This window comes from Saccharopolyspora gregorii, assembly GCF_024734405.1.
In the GTDB taxonomy this organism is placed as follows: Bacteria; Actinomycetota; Actinomycetes; order Mycobacteriales; family Pseudonocardiaceae; genus Saccharopolyspora_C; species Saccharopolyspora_C gregorii.
In genome coordinates this window covers 1,891,038-1,911,862 of record NZ_CP059556.1, presented here as the reverse complement: position 1 = coordinate 1,911,862, position 20,825 = coordinate 1,891,038, and the positions used below count along the sequence as shown (strand labels likewise).

The following is a 20,825-nucleotide window of genomic DNA, read 5'->3' as shown; positions in this document are numbered from 1 at the left end:
CTCGACTCCGCTCCGCCGGCACCCCTCCTGACCACCAGAGCGCTCGACACCCGGCAGCGGACCTCCCACCCCGATCTCGTCGTCTTCCTTCCTGTCAGCGGCGAAGCCGCTGAGCCGCCGACCACCCGATCAACAGGACCACCCGCGGGTTCTCAGCGCCCTCCTCGCGAGGACAGCGTTTTCTCCTGTGGCGGAGCCACCGGTGAAAACGATCCCGCAGCGAGGAGGGCGCTGAGGTTCCGCCACCCGCCCCCAACGCAGAACGAGTTCGACAGACCCCCTCAAGACAGCTCATCGTCGAGCATCTGGAAGATGTCCTCGTCGCTGGCTTCGTCGAAGCTGAACTCCTCGGAGGTCTCCCCGCCGCGCAGCGCACTCCACTTGCTGCGCAGCACGTCGAGCCGTCCGGTGACCTGCTCGTGCAGCTCCTCGTCCACGTCGAGCCCGTCGAAGGCCCGGTGCAGCCGGTCCAGTTCGGCCAGCAGCGCCGCCGCCCCACCGCGTTCCGGGGCGAGTTCGCCGAGCAGGTGCTCGACGAGCTCCGCCGGGGTCGGGTGGTCGAACAGCAGGGTGGCGGGCAGCCGCAGTCCGGTCACCGCGCCCATCCGGTTGCGGTACTCGACGGCGGTGAGCGAGTCGAAGCCGAGGCCCTTGAACTCGGCGTGCGGTTCGATGCCCGCCGCGTCGGCGTGCCCGAGGACCTGGGCGGCGTGGGTGCGCACCAGTTCCAGCAGGGTGTCGCGGCGCTGCGGTCCGGTCTGGGCGGCGAGCGCCGCGGCCAGGTCCTCGCCGGTGCTCGCGGTCCGCCGCGCCGAGGTGCGCAGCAGGCCGCGCAGCAACGGCGCCGGGTCGTCCTGGGCGCGCAGCGCGGCCAGGTCGAGCCGCACCGGCGCGGGCACCGGGTCGTCCGCGGCGAGCGCCGCGTCGAACAGGGCGAGGCCGAGTTCTTCGTCCAGCGGCGGGGTTCCGGCGCGGGCCAGCCGCGCGGTGTCCCGCTCGTCGAGCGCCCCGGCCATGCCGTTCTCCCACGCGCCCCACGCCATCGAGACGGCGGGCAGGCCCCGTTCCCGGCGGTACCGGGCCAGCGCGTCGAGGTAGGAGTTCGCGGCCGCGTAGTTGCCCTGACCGGCGGTGCCGACCATCCCGGCCACCGAGGAGAACAGGGCGAACGCGATGAGCTCGTGGTCGCGGGTGGCCTCGTGCAGGTGCCAGGCGGCGTCGACCTTCGGCCGCAGCACCGCGTCCAGCCGGTCCGGGGTGAGCGAGTCGAGCGTCCCGTCGTCGAGCACGCCCGCCGCGTGCAGCACCGCGCGCAGCGGCCGGTCCGCCGGGATCCCGGCGAGCAGCGCGTCCACGTCGGCCCGGTCCGCGAGGTCGCAGGCGGCGAGTTCGGCGTGCGCGCCGAGTTCGGCCAGTTCGGCGACCAGCTCGGCGGCCCCCTCGGCGTCGGGTCCGCGCCTGCTCGCCAGCAGCAGGTGCCGCACCCCTCGACCGGCGAGGTGCCGGGCCAGCACGCGGCCGAGTCCGCCGGTGCCGCCCGTGATGAGCACGGTGCCGGTCGCGTCCCAGCCGACCGGCTCGGCCGGTTCGGCCCGCACCAGCCGCGGCACTCCCGGCGCACCGTCCACGAGGGACACGTGCGGTTCGCCGACGGCCAGCGCCCGCAGCACCGCGTCGGCGGTGACCGTCCCGGTGCCGAGGTCGAGCAGCGCGAACCGGCCGGGGTGTTCGGTGGCGGCGGTGCGCACCAGCCCGGCCGCGGCGGCGGCCGCGAGGTCGGCTTCGCGGGTGACGAACACGAGCGTCCCGGCACGCTCGGCGGCGAGGTGCTCCCGCACCAGGTCGAGGACCTGCCGGGTGCGGGCGTGCGCTGCGGCGGGCTCGTCGCCGCCGTCCAGCGAGCACAGCACCGTCCCGGCCGCGTCGCCGGGGCGCTCGTGGTTCTCGGCAGGCCGCCCGGCTGCGCGGAACAGCTCGGCCAGTCCGAACGGGTCGGGTCCGGCCAGCGCCGGGACCTCGGCGGGCGCACCGGTGGTGGCGGGTTCGGCCCAGTCGCGGCGGAACAGCGAGTCCCGGCCGATGCCTCGCCGCACCGGTGCGGCTTCCCGGGTGCGCAGCGCTTCGACGGTCGCGACGGGCGCCCCGGCCGGGTCGGTCAGGGCGAGGCGCAGCGCCTCCCCGTCGCGGGTCAGCCGCACCCGCAGCGCGCGGGCGCCGGTGGCGTGCGCGGTGACGCCGCGCCATTCGAAGGGGAGCTCGCCGTCGCCGGAGCTCGCGAGGATCGCCGCGTGCAGCGCCGCGTCCAGCAACGCCGGGTGCAGGCCGTAGCCCGCGACGTCCACCTCGGCGGGCAGGGCGACCTCGGCGAACACCGCGTCCGCGTCGCGCCAGGCGGCGCGCAGCCCTTGGAACACCGGCCCGTAGTCGAAGCCCAGGTCGGCGAACCGCTGGTAGCAATCGGCCACGTCGAGCGGTTCCGCACCGGGCGGCGGCCAGGCGCCGAGCTCGGCCGGTTCCCCGGCGGCCGGGGCGAGCGAGCCGGTGGCGTGCAGCCGCCAGTCCTGCCCGGTGTCCTCGCGGGCGTGCACGGTGAGCGTGCGGCGGCCGTCCGCATCCGGGGCGGCGACCGCGACCTGCACCTGCACGCCGCCGCGCGCGGGCAGCACCAGCGGTGCGGTGAGGGTGAGCTCGTCGACGCGGTCGCAGCCGGTCTCCTCCCCCGCGCGCAGCGCCAGCTCCAGCAGCGCGGTGCCGGGCACCAGCGCGGTGCCGCCGACGACGTGCTCGGCCAGCCACGGGTGGGTGCGGCGGGACAGCGTGCCGGTGAACAGCGCGGTGCCCGCCTCGGCGAGTTCCACGGCGGCGCCGAGCAGCGGGTGCCCGGCGGCGCGGAGTCCGGCGGCGGCGATGTTCCCGGCCGGTGCGAGCGGGGTGTCCGGCCAGAACTCCTGGTGCTGGAACGGGTAGGTGGGCAGGTCGACGCGCCGCGCCCCGGGCAGCACCGCCCGCCAGTCCGGTTCGGTGCCGTGCATCCGCAGCCGGACGAGCGCGGTGAGCACCGCCGGTTCCTCGGGGTGCCCGGCGCGCAGCGCGGGGATCAGCGCCGCGTCCTCGGGGGCGGTGTCCCTGGCGAGGGCGGTGAGCACCGCGTCCGGCCCGAGTTCGAGGAACGCGGTGGCGCCCCGGCCGGCCAGGTCCTGGACGGCGTCGGCGAACCGGACGGGCGCGCGCAGGTGCCGCACCCAGTGCTCGGCGTCGAAGTCGCCGGGTTCGCCGCTGGTCGAGGTGATCGGGATTTCCGGGCCGCGGTAGGTGAGGCCCGCCGCCACCGCGCGGAACTCGTCGAGCACCGGGTCCATCAGCGGCGAGTGGAAGGCGTGCGACACCCGCAGCTCGGTGGTGCGGCGGCCGAGCTCCCGGAAGTGCGCGGCGACCTCGGCGACGGCGTCGGCGGTGCCGGAGAGCACCACCGATTCCGGGCCGTTGACGGCGGCGACGCCCAGTTCGCGGTCCGCGAGCAGCGGCAGCACCTCGTCCTCGGCGGCCTGCACGGCGGTCATCGCGCCGCCCGCGGGCAGCGCCTGCATCAGGCCGCCGCGCGCGGCGACGAGGGTGGCCGCGTCGGGCAGGTCGAGCACGCCCGCGACGTGCGCGGCGGTGATCTCGCCAATGGAGTGCCCGGCGACGCGGTCCGGGCGCACGCCCCAGGACTCCAGCAACCGGAACAACGCCACTTCCACGGCGAACAGCGCGGGCTGCGCGAACTCGGTGCGGTGCAGCAGGTCGGCGTCCTCGCCCCACAGCACCTCCCGCAGCGGGCGCGGCAGGTGCGGGTCGAGTTCCGCGCACACCGCGTCGAGCGCGTCCGCGAACACCGGGAACCGGGCGTGCAGCTCACGTCCCGTTCCGAGCCGCTGCGCGCCTTGGCCGGTGAACAGCACGGCGAGCCCGCCGCGACCGGCCAGACCGCCACGACCAGCTAGCCCCTCGACGGTGGCGGCGTCGGGCGTCCCGGCCGCGAGGGCGCGCAGCGACCGGGCCGCCGACGGACCGTCCGCGGCCAGCACCGCGGCCAGCCGGTCGAACCGGGACCGGCCGGTGGCCAGCGAGAACGCCAGGTCCGCCGGTTCGGCGGCGGCGTCGTCGAGGTGGTCGGCGAGGCGGCCGGCTTGGGCGCGCAGCGCCTCCGGGGTCTTCGCGGACAGCACCAGCGGCACCGGGCCGGCCGGGAGGTCCCGCTCCGGCGGCGGCGCGGCGGCGGGCTGTTCGAGGATGGTGTGCACGTTGGTGCCGCTGATGCCGAACGAGGAGATCGCGGCGCGGCGCGGCCGCCCGGTCTCCGGCCAGTCGGCGGGTTCGGTGAGCAGCCGGACGGATCCGGCCGTCCAGTCCACTTCGGACGACGGGCTGGCCGCGTGCAAGGTGCGCGGGAGGGTGCCGTGCCGCATGGCCTGCACCATCTTGATCACGCCCGCGACACCGGCAGCGGCCTGGGTGTGCCCGAGGTTGGACTTGACGGATCCCAGCCACAGCGGGATCTCCCGGTCCTGCCCGTAGGTCGCCAGCAGCGCCTGCGCCTCGATCGGATCACCCAGCCGGGTTCCGGTGCCGTGCGCCTCCACCGCATCGACGTCCGAAGTGGACAGCCCGGCGCCGGCCAGGGCCTGCCGGATCACCCGCTGCTGCGACGGACCGTTCGGCGCGGTCAACCCGTTCGACGCCCCGTCCTGGTTCACCGCGCTGCCACGCAGCACCGCCAGGATCTCGTGGCCGTGCCGCTCGGCGTCGGACTTCCGCTCCAGCACCAGCATCCCGACGCCCTCGGCCCAGCCGACGCCGTCCGCGTCGGCGGAGAACGCCTTGCACCGCCCATCCGGGGACAACCCGCGCTGCCGGGAGAACTCGATGAACGCCGCCGGGGTCGACATCACCGTCACCCCGCCCGCCAGCGCCAGCGAGCACTCCCCCGACCGCAGCGCCTGCGCCGCCCAGTGCATCGCCACCAGCGAGGACGAGCACGCCGTGTCGACCGTGACCGCCGGTCCCTCCAGCCCGAAGGTGTAGGCGACCCGGCCGGAGGCGATGCTGCCCGCGCTGCCGTGCCCCTGGTAGCCCTCGTGCTCAGCACCGGTCAAGGTGTCGCTGTAGTCGTTGTACATCACCCCGGCGAACACCCCGGTGTCGCTGCCGCGCAACGAGACCGGGTCGATGCCGGTGCGTTCCAGGGCCTCCCAGGAGGTCTCCAGCAGCAGCCGCTGCTGCGGGTCCGTGGTGAGCGCCTCGCGCGGGCTCATCCCGAAGAAGGCCGGATCGAACTCGGCCGCGTCGTGCAGGAAGCCGCCGCGCCGCGTCGAGGACGTGCCCGCGGCGTCCGGGTCCGGGCCGTGGAGGGCGTCCATGTCCCAGCCGCGGTTCGCCGGGAAGTCGGAGGTCGCGTCGCCGCCCTCGGACACCAGCCGCCACAGGTCCTCCGGCGAGGACACCCCGCCCGGGTAGCGGCAAGCCATGCCGACGATGACGATCGGATCGCCGTCGACCGCGCGTACCCGCACCTCGGCCGGCGCGGTCTCCTCCTCCCCGAGGAGTTCGGCGAGCAGCCTGGTGGTCAGCGCGGTCGCCGTCGGGTGGTCGAACACCAGCGTCGCGGGCAGCCGCAGCCCGGTGTCGGCGGCGAGCCGGTTGCGCAGCTCCACCGCGGTCAGCGAGTCGAACCCGAGGTCCTGGAACGCCAGTCGCGGGTCCACCTCCCCGGCGGTGGCGTGCCCGAGCACCGCGGCGATCTGGCCGCGCACCAGCTCCAGCACCTGCCGGTGGCGCTCCTCCGGGGCGAGCCCGGCGAGCCGCTGCACCAGGGTCGCCGACCCGGCGGCCACCGCACGCCGCGCGGGCGCGCGGACCAGGCCGCGCAGCAGCCCCGGCAGTTCCTCCCCGCCGCGCAGCGCGGCGAAGTCGAACCGCACCGGGAACGCGACCGCCTCGTCACCGCCGGTCGCCGCGTCGAACAGGGCCAGCCCCCGTTCCTGCGACAGCGGCGGGATGCCGGAGCGCTCCAGGCGCCGACGGTCCACTTCGGACAGCGTTCCCGCCATGCCGCCGGACTCGACCCACGGGCCCCAGGCCAGGGACACCGCGGGCAGCCCGGCCGCGCGGCGGTGCGCGGCCAGCGCGTCCAGGAAGGCGTTCGCCGTCGCGTAGTTCGCCTGCCCGGCCGAGCCGAAGGTGCCCGCCAGCGAGGAGAACAGCACGAACTCGGCGACGTCCCCGCACAGCTCGTGCAGGTGCCAGGCGGCGTCCACCTTCGGCCGCAGCACCGCGTCGAACCGCTCCGGGGTGAGCGAGTCCAGCACCCCGTCGTCGAGCACCCCGGCCGCGTGCACCACCGCGCCCACCGGATGCCGGTCGAGCAGCGCGGCCAGCGCGTCCCGGTCGGCGACGTCGCAGGACTCCACCAGTACATCCACTTCGGACAGTTCGGCGACGAGTTCGTCGGCGCGGCCGGTGCGGCTGACCAGCAGCAGCTCCCGCACCCCGTGCTCGGCCACCAGGTGCCGCGCCACCGCGGCGCCGAGACCACCGGTGCCACCGGTGATGAGCACCCGGCCGCAGGACGCCCAGGACGTACTCGGGCCGGCCGTGCCGGTGGCGAGCCGTCCGACGTGCGGGACTCCCGCGCGCACCACGCGCGGTTCGGACGACCACTCCGCCGCCGCCCGCAGCGAGGCCGGGTCCTCGTCGAGGTCGACCAGCCCGACCTCGCCGGGGTCCTCCGCCTGCGCCGCGCGGACCAGACCGTGCACCGCGGCGGCGGCGAGATCGCGCACGTCCTCGGTGCCGTCGCGGGCCACCGCGCCCCGGGTCGCGAACACCACCCGGGAGTCGCGCAGCGCGGGCTCCCGCAGCAGCTCCAGCACCCGGGCGGAGAGCTCGCGCACCGATCCCGGGACGTCCGCGCCACCGATGATCGGGACGAGCACCAAGGCGGATTCCCCTGGTACGCCGAGCGATCCGGGCACCTCGGCGGGTTCGGGCACGTGCCGCGCGTCCACGCCCGCGGCGCGCAGCTCGGCGGCGAAGTCGGCGGAGTCGGCGGAGCCCAGCACCACCAGCGACGGCTCGACGGCACCGGGCTCGACCTCGGTCCACCGCAGCCGGTACAGCCCGTCCTGCTCGGCCGAGCGCTGCGCCGCGCCCGCGCGCAGCACCAGCGACTCCACCGACACCACCGGTTCCCCCGCCGGGTCGACGGCGGCGAGCGACACCTCGTCGGCGCCGGTGCGGGCGATCCGCACCCGCAGCGCCCGCGCGCCGGTGGCGTGCAGCGCCATGCCCCGCCAGGCGAACGGCAGCGCCCCGGCCGGCAGCTCGCCGAGCAGCGCGGCCGCCTGCACGGCCGCGTCCAGCAACGCCGGGTGCAGGCCGAACCCGGCGACGCCGGTCTCCGCGGGCAGCTCCACCTCGGCGAGCACCGCGTCCTCGTCGCGCCAGGCGGCGCGCAGGCCGCGGAACACCGGCCCGTAGTCGAAACCGGCCGCGGCGAGTCCGTCGTGGAACCCGTCCAGCTCGATCGCCGTGCCCACGCCGGTCGGCGGCTCGACGCGGGCACCGCCGCCGGTGAGCACGCCGGTGGCGTGCCGGGTCCAGTCGCGGTCCGCGTCGTCGTCCGGGCGGGAGTACACCTCCACGCCGCGGCGCCCGTCCTCGTCGGCGCCGACCCACACCTGCACCCGGACCGCCGCCCGCTCCGGCAGCACCAGCGGCGCGAGCAGCGTCAGCTCGTCCACCCGGTCGCAGCCGGCCTCGTCCCCGGCGCGCAACGCCAGCTCCGCGAACGCGGTGCCCGGCACCAGCACCGCACCGCGCACCACGTGCTCGGCCAGCCACGGGTGGCTGCCGGTGGAAAGCCTGCTGGTGAACAGGAACCCGTCCTCGTCGGCGCGTTCCACGGCAGCGCCGAGCAGCGGGTGCCCGGCCGAGCTGAGCCCGGCGGCGCGCACGTCACCGCCCCCGGCGGCCGGTTCCGGCCAGTACCGGCGGTGCTGGAACGCGTAGGTCGGCAGCTCCACCTGCCGCGCGCCGGGCAGCAGCGCCGCCCAGTCCGGTTCCACCCCGCGCACGTGCAGCTCGGCGAGCGCCGCGCGCACCGCGTCGGTCTCGGCGCGGTCCTTGCGCACCAGCGGGACGGCGACGGCGGTCGCGTCCAGCGAGTGCTGCGCGAGCACGGCCAGTGACCCGTCCGGGCCGATGTCCAGCAGCGTCGTCGCGCCCAGCGTCACCAGTTCCCGCACCGCGTCGGCGAAGCGCACCGCCTCGCAGACGTGCCGCACCCAGTGCTCGGGCTCGCGCACCTCGTCCCGCCGCCCGGTCAGCGCGGACACGACGGGGATCGCCGCCGGGTGGTAGGTGAGTTCTGCCGCCACCGCGCGGAATTCGGCGAGCACCGGGTGCATCAGCGGCGAGTGGAAGGCGTGCGAGACGCGCAGCCGCGTCGAACCGGGGAACCGCTGCTCGACCTCGGCGACGGCGCTGTCGGCACCGGAGACCACGACCGCTCCGGGCCCGTTGACGGCGGCGATCCCGATGTCCGCGCGCCCCTCGACGAGCGGGGCCACCTCGGCTTCGGCGGCCCGCAGCGCGCTCATCGCACCGCCCGCGGGCAGCGCCTGCATCAGCCGGCCGCGGGCGGCGACGAGCCGGGCCGCGTCGGGCAGCGAGAGCACGCCCGCGGCGTGCGCGGCGGTGATCTCGCCGAGGGAGTGCCCGGCGACGTGGTCCGGGCGCACGCCCCAGGACTCGACGAGCCGGAACAGGGCCACCTCGACGGCGAACAGCGCGGGCTGGGCGAACTCGGTGCGGTTCAGCAGGTCCGCGTCCTCGCCCCACATCACCTCCCGCAACGGGCGGGACAGCCGCGGATCCAGCTCCGCGCACACCGCGTCCAGCGCGTCCGCGAACACCGGGAACCGCGCGTGCAGCTCCCGGCCCATCCCGAGCCGCTGCGCACCCTGCCCGGCGAACAGGAAGGCCAGCCCGCCGTCGGCGACCCGGCCCCGCACCACCTCGGGCCCGCCTTCGGCGACGGCCCGCAGCGCCTCCAGGGTCCCGACGGGTTCGTCGGCGAACACCACGGCGCGGTGCTCGAACCCGGTGCGGGCGGTGGCCAGCGAGTAGCCGACGTCGGCGGGATCGGCGCCGGGGATGACGTCCAGGTGCTCGGCGAGCCGGGCGGCCTGCGCGCGCAGCGCCGGTTCGTCGCGCGCCGACAGCACCCACGGCACCGCACCGATCGCGGGCCGGGGCCGGTCGGCGGGCACCGGCTCCGGTTCGGCCTGCTCCAGGATGACGTGGGCGTTGGTACCGCTGATGCCGAACGAGGACACCCCGGCGCGGCGCGGCCGGTCGTGCTCGGGCCAGCGGCGCCGCTCGGTGAGCAGTTCCACCGCGCCGTCCTCCCAGTCCACGTGGGGGGAGGGCTCGTCGGCGTGCAGGGTGGCGGGAAGGGCGCCGTGCCGGATCGCCTGCACCATCTTGATGACCCCGGCGACCCCGGCGGCGGCCTGGGCGTGGCCGAGGTTGGACTTGACGGATCCCAGCCACAGCGGGGTTTCCCGGTCCTGGCCGTAGGTGGCCAACAGCGCTTGGGCCTCGATCGGGTCGCCCAGCGAGGTACCGGTGCCGTGCGCCTCCACCACGTCCACGTCCGAAGTGGACAGTCCGGCGCTGGCGAGCGCCTGCCGGATCACCCGCTGCTGCGACGGCCCGTTCGGCGCGGTCAGCCCGTTCGACGCCCCGTCCTGGTTCACCGCGCTGCCCCGCAGCACCGCCAACACCCGGTGCCCGTGCCTGCGCGCGTCGGAGAGCCGCTCCAGCACCAGCACGCCCACGCCCTCCGACCAGCCGACGCCGTCGGCCTCGGCGGAGAACGAACGGCAGCGCCCGTCCGGGGACAGGCCGCGCTGCCGGGAGAATTCGACGAACGTGCTCGGCGTGGACATCACCGCCACACCCCCGGCCAGCGCCAGCGAGCACTCCCCCGCGCGCAGCGCCTGCGCGGCCAGGTGCATCCCGACCAGCGAGGACGAGCAGGCGGTGTCCACCGTGACGGCGGGGCCCTCGAAGCCGAACGTGTAGGACACCCGGCCGGAGGCGACGCTGCCCGCGCTGCCGCTGCCCTGGTAGCCCTCGAACTCGGTGCCCGCCAGCAGCGTGCCGTAGTCGTTGTACATCACGCCCGCGAACACGCCGGTCCTGCTGCCGCGCAACGACGTCGGGTCGATGCCGGCGCGTTCCACGGCCTCCCAGGACACCTCCAGCAGCAGCCGCTGCTGCGAGTCGGTGGCCAGCGCCTCCCGCGGGCTCATCCCGAAGAAGCCGGGGTCGAACTCGGCCGCGCGGTGCAGGAATCCGCCGCGGCGGGTGTAGGAGGTGCCGGGGTGGTCCGGGTCCGGGTGGTACAGCTCGTCCAGGTTCCAGCCGCGGTCGGCCGGGAAGTCGGAGGTCGCGTCGCCGCCCTCGGACACCAGCCGCCACAGGTCCTCCGGCGAGGACACCCCGCCCGGGTAGCGGCAGGCCATGCCGACGATCACCACCGGGTCGTCCACGACCGGCGGCAGCACCTCCTCGGGGGTGGCGGCGGTGGTGGCGCCGAACAGCTCCTCGGCGACGAACCCGGCCAGCGCTTCGGCGTTCGGGTGGTCGAACACGGCGGTCGCGGGCAGCCGCAGCCCGGTGGCCGCGTTGATGCCGTTGCGCAGCTCCACCGCGGTCAGCGAGTCGAAGCCGAGTTCCTGGAAGGCGCGCCACGGCTCCACGGCGGCCGCCCCGGAATGCCCGAGCACGGTGGCGACCTGGCCGCGCACCAGGTCGAGCAGCGCGGTGGCGCGCTCCGCCTCCGGCAGCGCGGCGAGCCGGTCGCCGAGCGCGCGGGCCACGCCGGTCCCGGCTCCGGCCCGGCGGGTGCGGGTGCGGATGAGCCCGCGCAGCACGCTCGGCACGTCGCCGCGGGCGCGCAGCGCAGGCAGGTCCAGCCGCGCCGGGAGCACCACCGGTTCACCGGCGCCCACCGCCAGGTCGAACAGGGCGAGCCCCTGCTCCACCGGCAGCGGCGGCATCCCGGAGCGGGCCATCCGCTCCCGGTCGGCATCGCTGAGCCCGCCGGTCATGCCGTCCGCCGCCCACGGACCCCAGGCCAGCGAGGTCGCGGGCAGCCCGGCGGCGCGGCGGTGCTGGGCGAGCGCGTCGAGGAAGGCGTTCGCCGCCGCGTAGTTGCCCTGCGCGGGCGAGCCGAAGGTGCCCGCCAGCGAGGAGAACAGCACGAACGCGTCGAGGTCGTGGGTGAGCTCGTGCAGGTGCCAGGCGGCGTCCACCTTCGGCCGCAGCACCGCCGCCAGCCGTTCCGGGTCCAGCGCGTCCACCACGCCGTCGTCGAGGACGCCCGCGGTGTGCACCACGGCGCCCACCTCGTGCCGGTCCAGCAGCCGCGCCACCTGCTCGCGGTCGGCGACGTCGCAGGCGGCGACCTGCACGTCGGCGTCCATCGCGGTGAGTTCGGCGACCAGCGGCACCACGCCGTCGGCCTCCCCGCCGCTCCTGCTGACCAGCAGCAGCCTGCGCACGCCGCGGTCGCGCACCAGGTGCCGGGCGACGGCGGCGCCGAGCCCGCCGGTGCCGCCGGTGATGAGCACCGGCCGGTCCGGGTTCCAGCCGGGGGCGGTCCCGGTGGGGGCGCTCAGCCGCGCGAGGCGGGCGGCGGCGAGCACTCCGCAGCGGATCCGCAGCTGCGGTTCGGCGGCGGCGACGGCCCGGGCGAGCAGGTCCGGGTCGGGGGTCGCCGAGTCGAGGTCGAGCAGCCCGAACCGGCCGGGGTGCTCGCGTTCGGCGGTCCGCACCAGGCCCCACACCGCGGCGGCGGCCGGATCGCCGCCGGTGGTGGCGTCCCGGGTGACGAACACGAGCCGCGCGGGGTCGTCGGCGGCGAGGTGCTGCTGCACGGTGTCGAGCACGTCCCGGGCCAGTTCGTGCGCGGCCTCGGGCCCGGTCCCGGCGGGTTGCACGGGCAGCAGCACCACGTCCTGCCCGGCGGGGACGGCGGCGGCGCGCAGCGCTTCGCCGACGCCGAAGTGGTCGGCCCCGGCGGCCGTGGCGCTCACCCCGCCCGCGCTCGCGCGGATCGGGGTCCACTCCAGCCGGAACAGCGCGTCGCGCCCGGCGGCGTCGGCCGCGTCCTCGGGTTCGCGCAACGTCAGCGCGGCGATGGAGGCGACGGGGGCGCCGGTCTCGTCGGCGACGGCCAGCGACACCACGTCCGGTTCGACCGGGGTGATCCGCACCCGCAGCGCGGTGGCACCGGTCGCGTGCAGCGACACCCCGTCCCAGGTGAACGGCAGGCCGCGGCGCACCCCGTCGAGCTGCGCGATGGCGTGCAGGGCGGCGTCGGCGAGCGCGGGGTGCATCCCGTAGGTGGCGGCGTCGGCGAGCGCCGGTTCCGGCAACCGGACCTCGGCGCACACCTCGTCCCCGACCCGCCACGCCGCGGTCAGCCCGCGGAACAGGGGGCCGTACTCGAACCCGGCGTCGGCGAGCGCGTCGTAGCAGCCGTCCAGGTCCACCGGCGTCGCCCCGGCCGGTGGCCATTCGGCGAGCACGGCCGGTTCGGCGTCCGCACCGGTGGTGAGGGTGCCCGCGGCGTGCCGGGTCCACGGCAGTTCCGGGTCCCCTTCGGGGCGGGTGTGGACCTCGACGACGCGGCGCCCGGCCTGCTCGGCACCGAGCCGCACCTGCAGCTGCAGCGCCCCGGTGGCGGGCAGCGCGAGGGGGCGGCCGATGGTGAGGTCGTCGACCCGGTCGCAGCCGACCTCGTCCCCGGCGCGGGTGACGAGTTCGAGGAACGCGGTGCCGGGCAGCAGCACCGAGCCGTGCACAGCGTGCTGGGCGAGCCACGGCTGCGCGGCGGTGGAGAGCCTGCCGGTGAACAGGGTTTCCCCGGTGTCGGCGAGCTCCACGGTCCCGCCGAGCAGCGGGTGTTCCGCCGGCCGCACTCCGAGCGAGGTGGCGTCGCCCGCGGCGGTGGCGGGCGCCGGCCAGAACGCTTCGTGCTGGAACGCGTAGGTGGGCAGTTCGACGCGGCGGGCACCGGGGAACAGCGCGGCCCAGTCCAGCGGGACGCCCCGGCTGTGCAATCGGGCGAGCGCGGTGAGCAGCGCGCGCTGCTCGTCGTGGTCGCGGCGCAGCGCGGGCAGCGCGGCGGCGTCCTCGTCGGCGAGGGTTTCGGCCACGAGCGCGGTCAGCGCCGCGTCCGGCCCGACCTCCAGGAAGGTGCGCACCCCGTGCTCGTGCAGGGTTCGCACCCCGTCGGCGAACCGGACGCAGGCGCGGACGTGCCGCACCCAGTACTCGGCGGTGGCGATCTCGGGCCCGGCGGGGGCGCCGGTGACGTCGGAGGTGATCGGGATGCGCGGCGCGTGGAAGGTGAGCTCGGCCAGTTCGGCGGCGAACTCGTCGAGGACCGGTTCCACCAGCGGGGAGTGGAAGGCGTGCGAGACGCGCAGCCGGTGGGTGCGGCGCCCGTCGTCGGCGAACCGCCGCGCGAGCCGCTCGACCACGTCCGCGTCGCCGGAGAGCACCACCGAGCCGGGCGCGTTGATCGCCGCGAGGTCGGCGCGCTCGTCCAGCAGCGGCCGCACCTCGTCCTCGGTGGCCTGCACCGCGATCATCGCTCCGCCCGGGGGCAGCGCCCCCATCAGCCGGGCGCGGGCGCCGACGAGCCGGGCCGCGTCGGGCAGGTCGAGCACGCCGGCGACGTGCGCGGCGGCCACCTCGCCGATGGAGTGCCCGGCGAGGTGGTCCGGGCGCACGCCCCAAGATTCCAGCAACCGGAACAGCGCCACTTCCACGGCGAACAGCGCGGGCTGCGCGTACCCGGTGCCGTCGAGCAGGTCGGCGTCCTCGCCCCACAGCACCTCCCGCAGCGGGCGCTCCAGGTACCGGTCGAGCTCGGCGGCGGCCGCGTCGAAGGCGGTGGCGAACGCGGGGTACCGGGCGTGCAGCTCGCGGCCGGTGCCGAGGCGCTGCGCGCCCTGCCCGGAGAACAGCACGCCGAGCTTGCCGCCGGTCGCGGCACCGGCGACGACCCGCGGGTCGGGTTCGCCGGTGGTGAGCGCGGCGAGCCCGCCGAGCAGTTCGTCCGGTTCAGCGGCGAGCAGCACCGCGCGGTGTTCGAGCTCGGCCCGGGTGGTGGCCAGCGAATAGCCGAGGTCGGCGCGGGATCCGGACCCGGCCTGCACCCGGGCGAGCAGCCGGGCGGCTTGGGCGCGCAACGCCTGCGGGGTGTGCCCGGACAGCACCCAGGGCTGCACGCCGGGTTCGTCGGGCCGCTCCGCCGGGGACGGCGCGGGGCCCTGTTCGAGGATGACGTGGGCGTTGGTGCCGCTGATGCCGAACGAGGACACCCCGGCGCGGCGCGGGTGCGCGTCGTCCGGCCAGGGGCGCGCGTCGGCGAGCAGCCGCACCGCTCCCGCGTCCCAGTCGACGTGGCCGCTGGGGTCCGCGGCGTGCAGGCTGCGGGCGTGGGTGCCGTGCCGCATGGCGAGCACGGTCTTGATGACCCCGGCGACGCCCGCGGCGGCCTGGGTGTGCCCGAGGTTCGACTTCACCGAACCGAGCCACAGCGGTTCGTCCCGGTCCTGCCCGTAGGTCGCCAGCAGCGCCTGCGCCTCGATCGGGTCGCCGAGGGTGGTGCCGGTGCCGTGCGCCTCCACCGCGTCCACGTCCGAAGTGGACAGTCCAGCGGCGGCGAGGGCCTGCCGGATCACCCGCTGCTGCGATGGCCCGTTCGGCGCGGTGAGCCCGTTCGAGGCCCCGTCCTGGTTGACCGCGCTGCCGCGCAGCACCGCGAGGATCTCGTGCCCGTGGCGTTCCGCGTCGGACTTGCGCTCCAGCACCAGCATCCCGACGCCCTCGGCCCAGCCGACGCCGTCGGCCGCGGCGGAGAACGACTTGCAGCGCCCGTCCGCGGCGAGGCCGCGCTGCCGGGAGAAGTCGACGAAGGTTCCGGGCGTGGACATCACCGTCACCCCGCCCGCGAGCGCCAGCGAGCACTCCCCCGACCGCAGCGCCTGCGCCGCCCAGTGCATCGCCACCAGGGAGGACGAGCAGGCGGTGTCGACGGTGACGGCCGGTCCTTCGAAGCCGAAGGTGTAGGCGACGCGGCCGGAGGCGACGCTCGGCGCGCTGCCGTTGGCGCGGTGCGCTTCGAACTCGGCGCCGGGCAGCAGCGTGCCGTAGTCGTTGTACATCACCCCGGCGAACACGCCGGTTCCGCTGCCGCGCAACGACATCGGGTCGATCCCGGTGCGCTCCAGGGCCTCCCACGACGTCTCCAGCAGCAGCCGCTGCTGCGAGTCGGTGGCCAGCGCCTCCCGCGGGCTCATCCCGAACAGCGCCGGGTCGAACCGGGCGGCCTCGTGCAGGAAGCCGCCCGCGCGCACGTGGGTGCGGCCCGGCACGTCCGGGTCCGGGTCGTAGAGCCGGTCGAGGTCCCAGCCGCGGTCGGTGGGGAACCCGGTGATGCCGTCGGCGCCCTCGGACACCAGCCGCCACAGGTCCTCCGGCGAGGACACCCCGCCCGGGTAGCGGCAGGCCATGCCGACGACCACCACTGGGTCGTCCACATCGGACTTCACCGGCACCGCGGCGGTGGCCTCGGGTTCGGCGCCGAACAGCTCCTCGTGCAGGAAACCGGCGAGCGCCTCCGGGGTCGGGTGGTCGAACACGAGCGTCGCGGGCAGCCGCATCCCGGTGTCGGCGCCGAGGCCGTTGCGCAGCTCCACCGCGGTCAGCGAGTCGAACCCGAGGTCCTGGAACCGCCTGCTCGCGGGCACTGCGGACGCGCCGGAGTGCCCGAGCACCACGGCGACCCGGCCGCGCACCAGCTCCAGCAGCGCCTCCCGGCGCTCCGGCTCGGGCAGTCCGGACAGGCGGGCGGCGAGCCCGGTGGTAGCGGCTCCGGCCGCGCGGGTGCGGCGGCCGGGGGTGCGGATCAGGCCGCGCAGCAGCGGGGCGACCTCCCCGCGCGAGCGCAGGCCCGCGAGGTCCAGGCGCACGGTCAGCGGTGCCGGGTCGTCGCCCGCGACGGCCGCGTCGAACAGCGCGAGGCCGTCGGCGACGTCCAGCGGCGGCATCCCGGAGCGGGCGAGGCGCGCCACGTCGTCGTCGCCGAGCACCCCGGTCATGCCCACGTCCCGCGTCCACGGCCCCCAGGCCGGCGCGGTCGCGGGGAGTCCGGCCGCGTGCCGGTGCCGGGCCAGCGCGTCCAGGAACGCGTTGCCCGCCGCGTAGTTGCCCTGCCCGGCGCTGCCGAAGGCGGCCGCCACCGAGGAGAACAGCACGAACGCGTCCAGGTCGCGGGTCAGCTCGTGCAGGTTCCAGGCCGCGTCCACCTTCGGCCGCAGCACCGCCGCCAGCCGCTCCGCGTCGAGCGCCGCCAGCACGCCGTCGTCGACGACGCCCGCCGCGTGCACCACGGCCCGCAGCGGGTGCGGTTCGGGAACCCCGGCCAGCACCTCCGCCAGCGCCGCGCGATCGGCCGCGTCGCAGGCCGCCACCACCACGTCCGCACCGAGTTCGCGCAGGTCCGCGGCCAGTTCCGGGGCGCCGTCGGCGTCGAGGCCGCGGCGGCTCAGCAGCAGCAGGTGCCGCACGCCCCGCTCCCGCACCAGGTGCCGGGCCAGCTCGGCGCCGATCCCACCGGTGCCACCGGTGATGAGCACGGTGCCGTCCGGGTCCCAGGTGGCCGGTTCGGCGGGCACGTCGGCGCGGGCCAGCCGGGCCGCGAGCACCCGGTCGCCGCGCACCAGCACGTCCGGTTCGGCGGTCGCGATCGCGGCGGCCAGCGCGTCCGGCTCGGGGTCGTCGAGCACGAGCAGACCGAACCGGCCCGGGTGCTCGGCTTCCGCGACGCGGACCAGGCCGTGCACCGCGGCCGCCGCCGGATCGGCCGCCGGATCGGCGGTGGCGAACAGCAGCCGCGAGTCGTCGAACCGGTCGAGCCAGTCCTGGACCAGCGCCAGCGCGGCCGCGGTGAGCTCGTGCGCGGAGATCGCCAGGTCGGGGCCACCGCGCACCGGGACCACGACCGGCCCCGGCTCGTCCGCGAGCGCGGCGAGGTCCGGGACCTCCGGCGCGCCGAGCAGGCCCGCCAGGTCCCACGCCGCCCCGATCGGCGCCAGCGCGGTCACCCGATCCGGCCGCTCCTCGGCGCGGACCGGTTCGTGGTCGAGCCGGAACAGCGCCTCGCGCGCGGTGGCGGCGGCACCGACGCCCTCGGCCGGAACCTCCCGCGCCAGCAGGGAATCCACGGTGGCGACGGGTGCGCCCTGCGCGTCCGCGACGACCACCGACACCGCGTCCTCGCCGGCGCGGGCAAGGCGGGCGCGGACCGCGGCGGCACCGGTCGCGTGCAGCGCGCCGCCCTCCCAGGCGAACGGCAGCCCGCCCCGGCTGATCGGCCCCAGGTCGGCGAACGCGGCCGCCTGCTGCACCGCGTCCAGCAGCGCCGGGTGCAGGCCGAACTCGTCGGCGTCCACATCGGACGGCAACTCGACCTCGGCGAACACCTCGCCGTCGCCGCGCCAGACCCGCCGCAACCCGCGGAACGCGGGACCGTAGTCGAATCCGAGCTCCGCCAGCCGCTCGTACGACCCGGCCAGGTCCACCGGTTCCGCCGCGGGCGGCCACTCGGTCAGCGGCACCCCGCGATCGGTGGCGGCGCCGAGCACACCGGTGGCGTGCCGGATCCACGGCGCGTCCTCGTCGGCGCGGGCGAACACGTCGGCGGTGCGGCTGCCGTCCGGCCCGGGCGCGGCGACCCGCACCTGCACCCGGACCGCGCCATCGGCGGGCAGCACCAGCGGCGCGGCCAGCGCCAGCTCCGCCACCCCCGCGCACCCGGTCTCGTCCGCCGCGCGCAGCGCCAGTTCCAGGAACGCGGTGCCCGGCAGCAGGATCCGGCCGCCGACGACGTGCCCGGCCAGCCACGGCTGCGCCGCCACCGACAGCACCGACTCGAACAGCACCTCGTCGCCGCCGGCGAGCTCCACCCGGGCCCCCAGCAGCGGGTGGGATCCCGGACCCGCGGCGGGTGCGGCACCACCGCGGGTCCGGGAGGTCGCAGGCCAGAAGCGGCGGCGCTGGAACGGGTAGGTCGGCAGGTCCACCCGGCGGGCCCCGGTGCCGTCCAGCACGGCGGCCCAGTCCACCGGCACCCCCGCCACGTGCGCGCGGGCCAGCGCGGTCAACGCGGTGCGCTCCTCACCGCGGTCGGCGCGCAGCAGCGGCACCGCCACCGCGTCCGGCAGCAACCGGGCGGTCAGGGCGGACAGCGCGCCGTCCGGGCCGAGCTCCAGGAAGGCGCGCACGCCGCGCCCGCCCAGCACGCCGACGGCGTCGGCGAACCGCACGGGTTCGCGCACGTGCCGCACCCAGTGCTCGACGTCGCCGAAGTCGGCACCGGTGCCGCCGGTGCGGGTGGAGATGATCGGCAGCCGCGGGGTGCCGAAGCTCAGCTCGGACACGACGGCCCGGAACTCGGCGAGCGCCGGGTCCATCAGCGGCGAGTGGAACGCGTGGCTGACCGCGAGCCGCGTCGTCCTGCGCCCGTCCTCCGCCCAGCGCGCGGCGATCTCGTCGAGGCGCGCGGCGTCGCCGGAGAGCACCAGCGAGTCGGGTCCGTTGATCGCGGCGATGCCCACCCGCTCGTCGAGCAGGTCCGCGACCTCGTCCTCGGTGGCCCGCACCGCGAGCATCCCGCCCCCGGCGGGCAGTGCCTGCAGCACCCGGCCGCGGGCGGCGACGAGCTTCGCCGCGTCCGGCAGCGACAGCACGTCGGCCACGTGCGCGGCGGCGATCTCGCCGATGGAGTGGCCGACCAGGTGGTCCGGGTGCACGCCGTGGCTCTCCAGCAGCCGGAACAGGGCCACCTCGACGGCGAACAGCGCGGGCTGGGCGAACTCGGTGCGGTTCAGCGGGTCCGCGTCCTCGCCCCACAGCACCTCCCGCAACGGGCGTCGCAGGTGCGGATCGAGCTCGGCGCACACCGCGTCGAGCGCGTCCGCGAACACCGGGAACCGCACGTGCAGCTCACGGCCCATGCCGAGCCGCTGCGCGCCCTGCCCGGCGAACAGGAAGGCGGACGCGCACTCCGGTGCCGCTTCGCCCTCCGCGACCGCGACCACGCCGTCCGGTCCGGCGAGCCGCACCGCGCGGTGCTCGAACGCGGACCGCGCCGAGGCGAGGGTCAGCGCCACGTCCAGCGGTTCCAGGTCGGGGTGCGCGGCGAGGTGCGCGTCGAGCCGGTCCAGCTGCGCGGACAGGGCCTCCGGGTCGCGGGCGGACACCGGCAGCGCCACCGCGCCGGGCACCACCTGCCGCTCGCGCGGGGCGGGCTCGACCGGCGGGGCCTGCTCGACGACGACGTGCGCGTTGGTGCCGCTGATCCCGAAGGACGACACGCCCGCGCGGCGCGCCCGGTCCCGCTGCGGCCAGTCCCGGCGTCCGGTGAGCAGCCGGACCTCGCCCGCGGACCAGTCCACGTCGCCGGAGGGCGCGTCGGCGTGCAGGCTGCGCGGCAGCACGCCGTGCCGCATCGCCAGCACCACCTTGATCACGCCGGCGACGCCCGCGGCGGCCTGGGTGTGGCCGATGTTCGACTTCACCGAGCCCAGCCACAGCGGTTCGTCCCGGTCCTGCCCGTAGGTCGCCAGCAGCGCCTGCGCCTCGATCGGATCGCCCAGCGAGGTCCCGGTCCCGTGCGCCTCCACCACGTCCACATCGGACGGTGCGAGGCGGGCGTTCTCCAGCGCCGCGCGGATGACGCGCTGCTGCGCCGGACCGTTCGGCGCGGTCAGCCCGTTCGAACCGCCGTCCTGGTTGACCGCGCTGCCGCGCACCACCGCCAGCACCTCGCGGCCGTTCCGGCGCGCGTCGGACAGCCGCTCCAGCACCAGCACCCCGGCGCCCTCGCCCCAGCCGGTCCCGTCGGCACCCGCCGCGAACGGCTTGCACCGGCCGTCGGCGGCCAGCCCGTGCTGCGCGGTGAACGAGGTGAACGGGCCCGGAGTCGCCATCACCGAGGCACCGCCAATCAGCGCCAGCGAGCACTCCCCCGACCGCAGCGCCTGCACCGCCTGGTGCAGCGCCACCAGGGAGGACGAGCAGCCGGTGTCCACCGTGATCGCCGGACCCTCCAGACCCAGCAGGTAGGACAACCGCCCGGACAGCACGCAGGCCGCGTGCCCGGTCGTCGAGTACACCTCCACGTCCTCGTCGGAGGCGTCGAGGACCTTGCCGTAGTCCTGCCCGGTGGTGCCGGCGAACACGCCCGTCGCCGAGCCGCGCAGCGAAGCCGGGTCGATCCCGGCGCGTTCCAGCGCCTCCCACGCGGTCTCCAGCAGCAGCCGCTGCTGCGGGTCCATCGCGACCGCCTCGCGCGGGGCGATGCCGAAGAACTCGGCGTCGAACTCCGCCATGCCGTCCAGGAAGCCGCCTTCGAGCGCGAGGCTGGAACCGGGCCCCTCGCCGCGCAGCCGCTCCAGGTCCCAGCCGCGGTCGGTGGGGAACGGCCCGATCGCGTCGCGTTCGGCCGCGACGAGGTCCCACAGCTGCTCGGGCGTGCCGACGCCGCCGGGGAACCGGCAGCCGATGCCGACGACGGCGATCGGTTCGGCCGCCGCGGACACCAGCCGCTGGTTCTGCTCGCGCAGCCGCTCGACCTCCTTCAGCGAGGAACGCAGCGCTTCGACGTACTGGGCGTTGGAGTCGGTCATCCCGTTCCC

1 protein-coding gene is annotated in these 20,825 nt (G+C 76.6%); it reads right to left on the bottom strand.

From position 1 onward, the window contains the following. Positions 1 to 281 precede the first annotated feature (281 nt). Positions 282 to 20,816: a type I polyketide synthase gene (locus H1226_RS08125; protein ID WP_258348166.1), complete on the bottom strand. Its 20,535-nt coding sequence runs from the start codon at positions 20,814 to 20,816 to the stop codon at positions 282 to 284. Between the last annotated feature and the right edge of the window lie 9 nt (positions 20,817 to 20,825).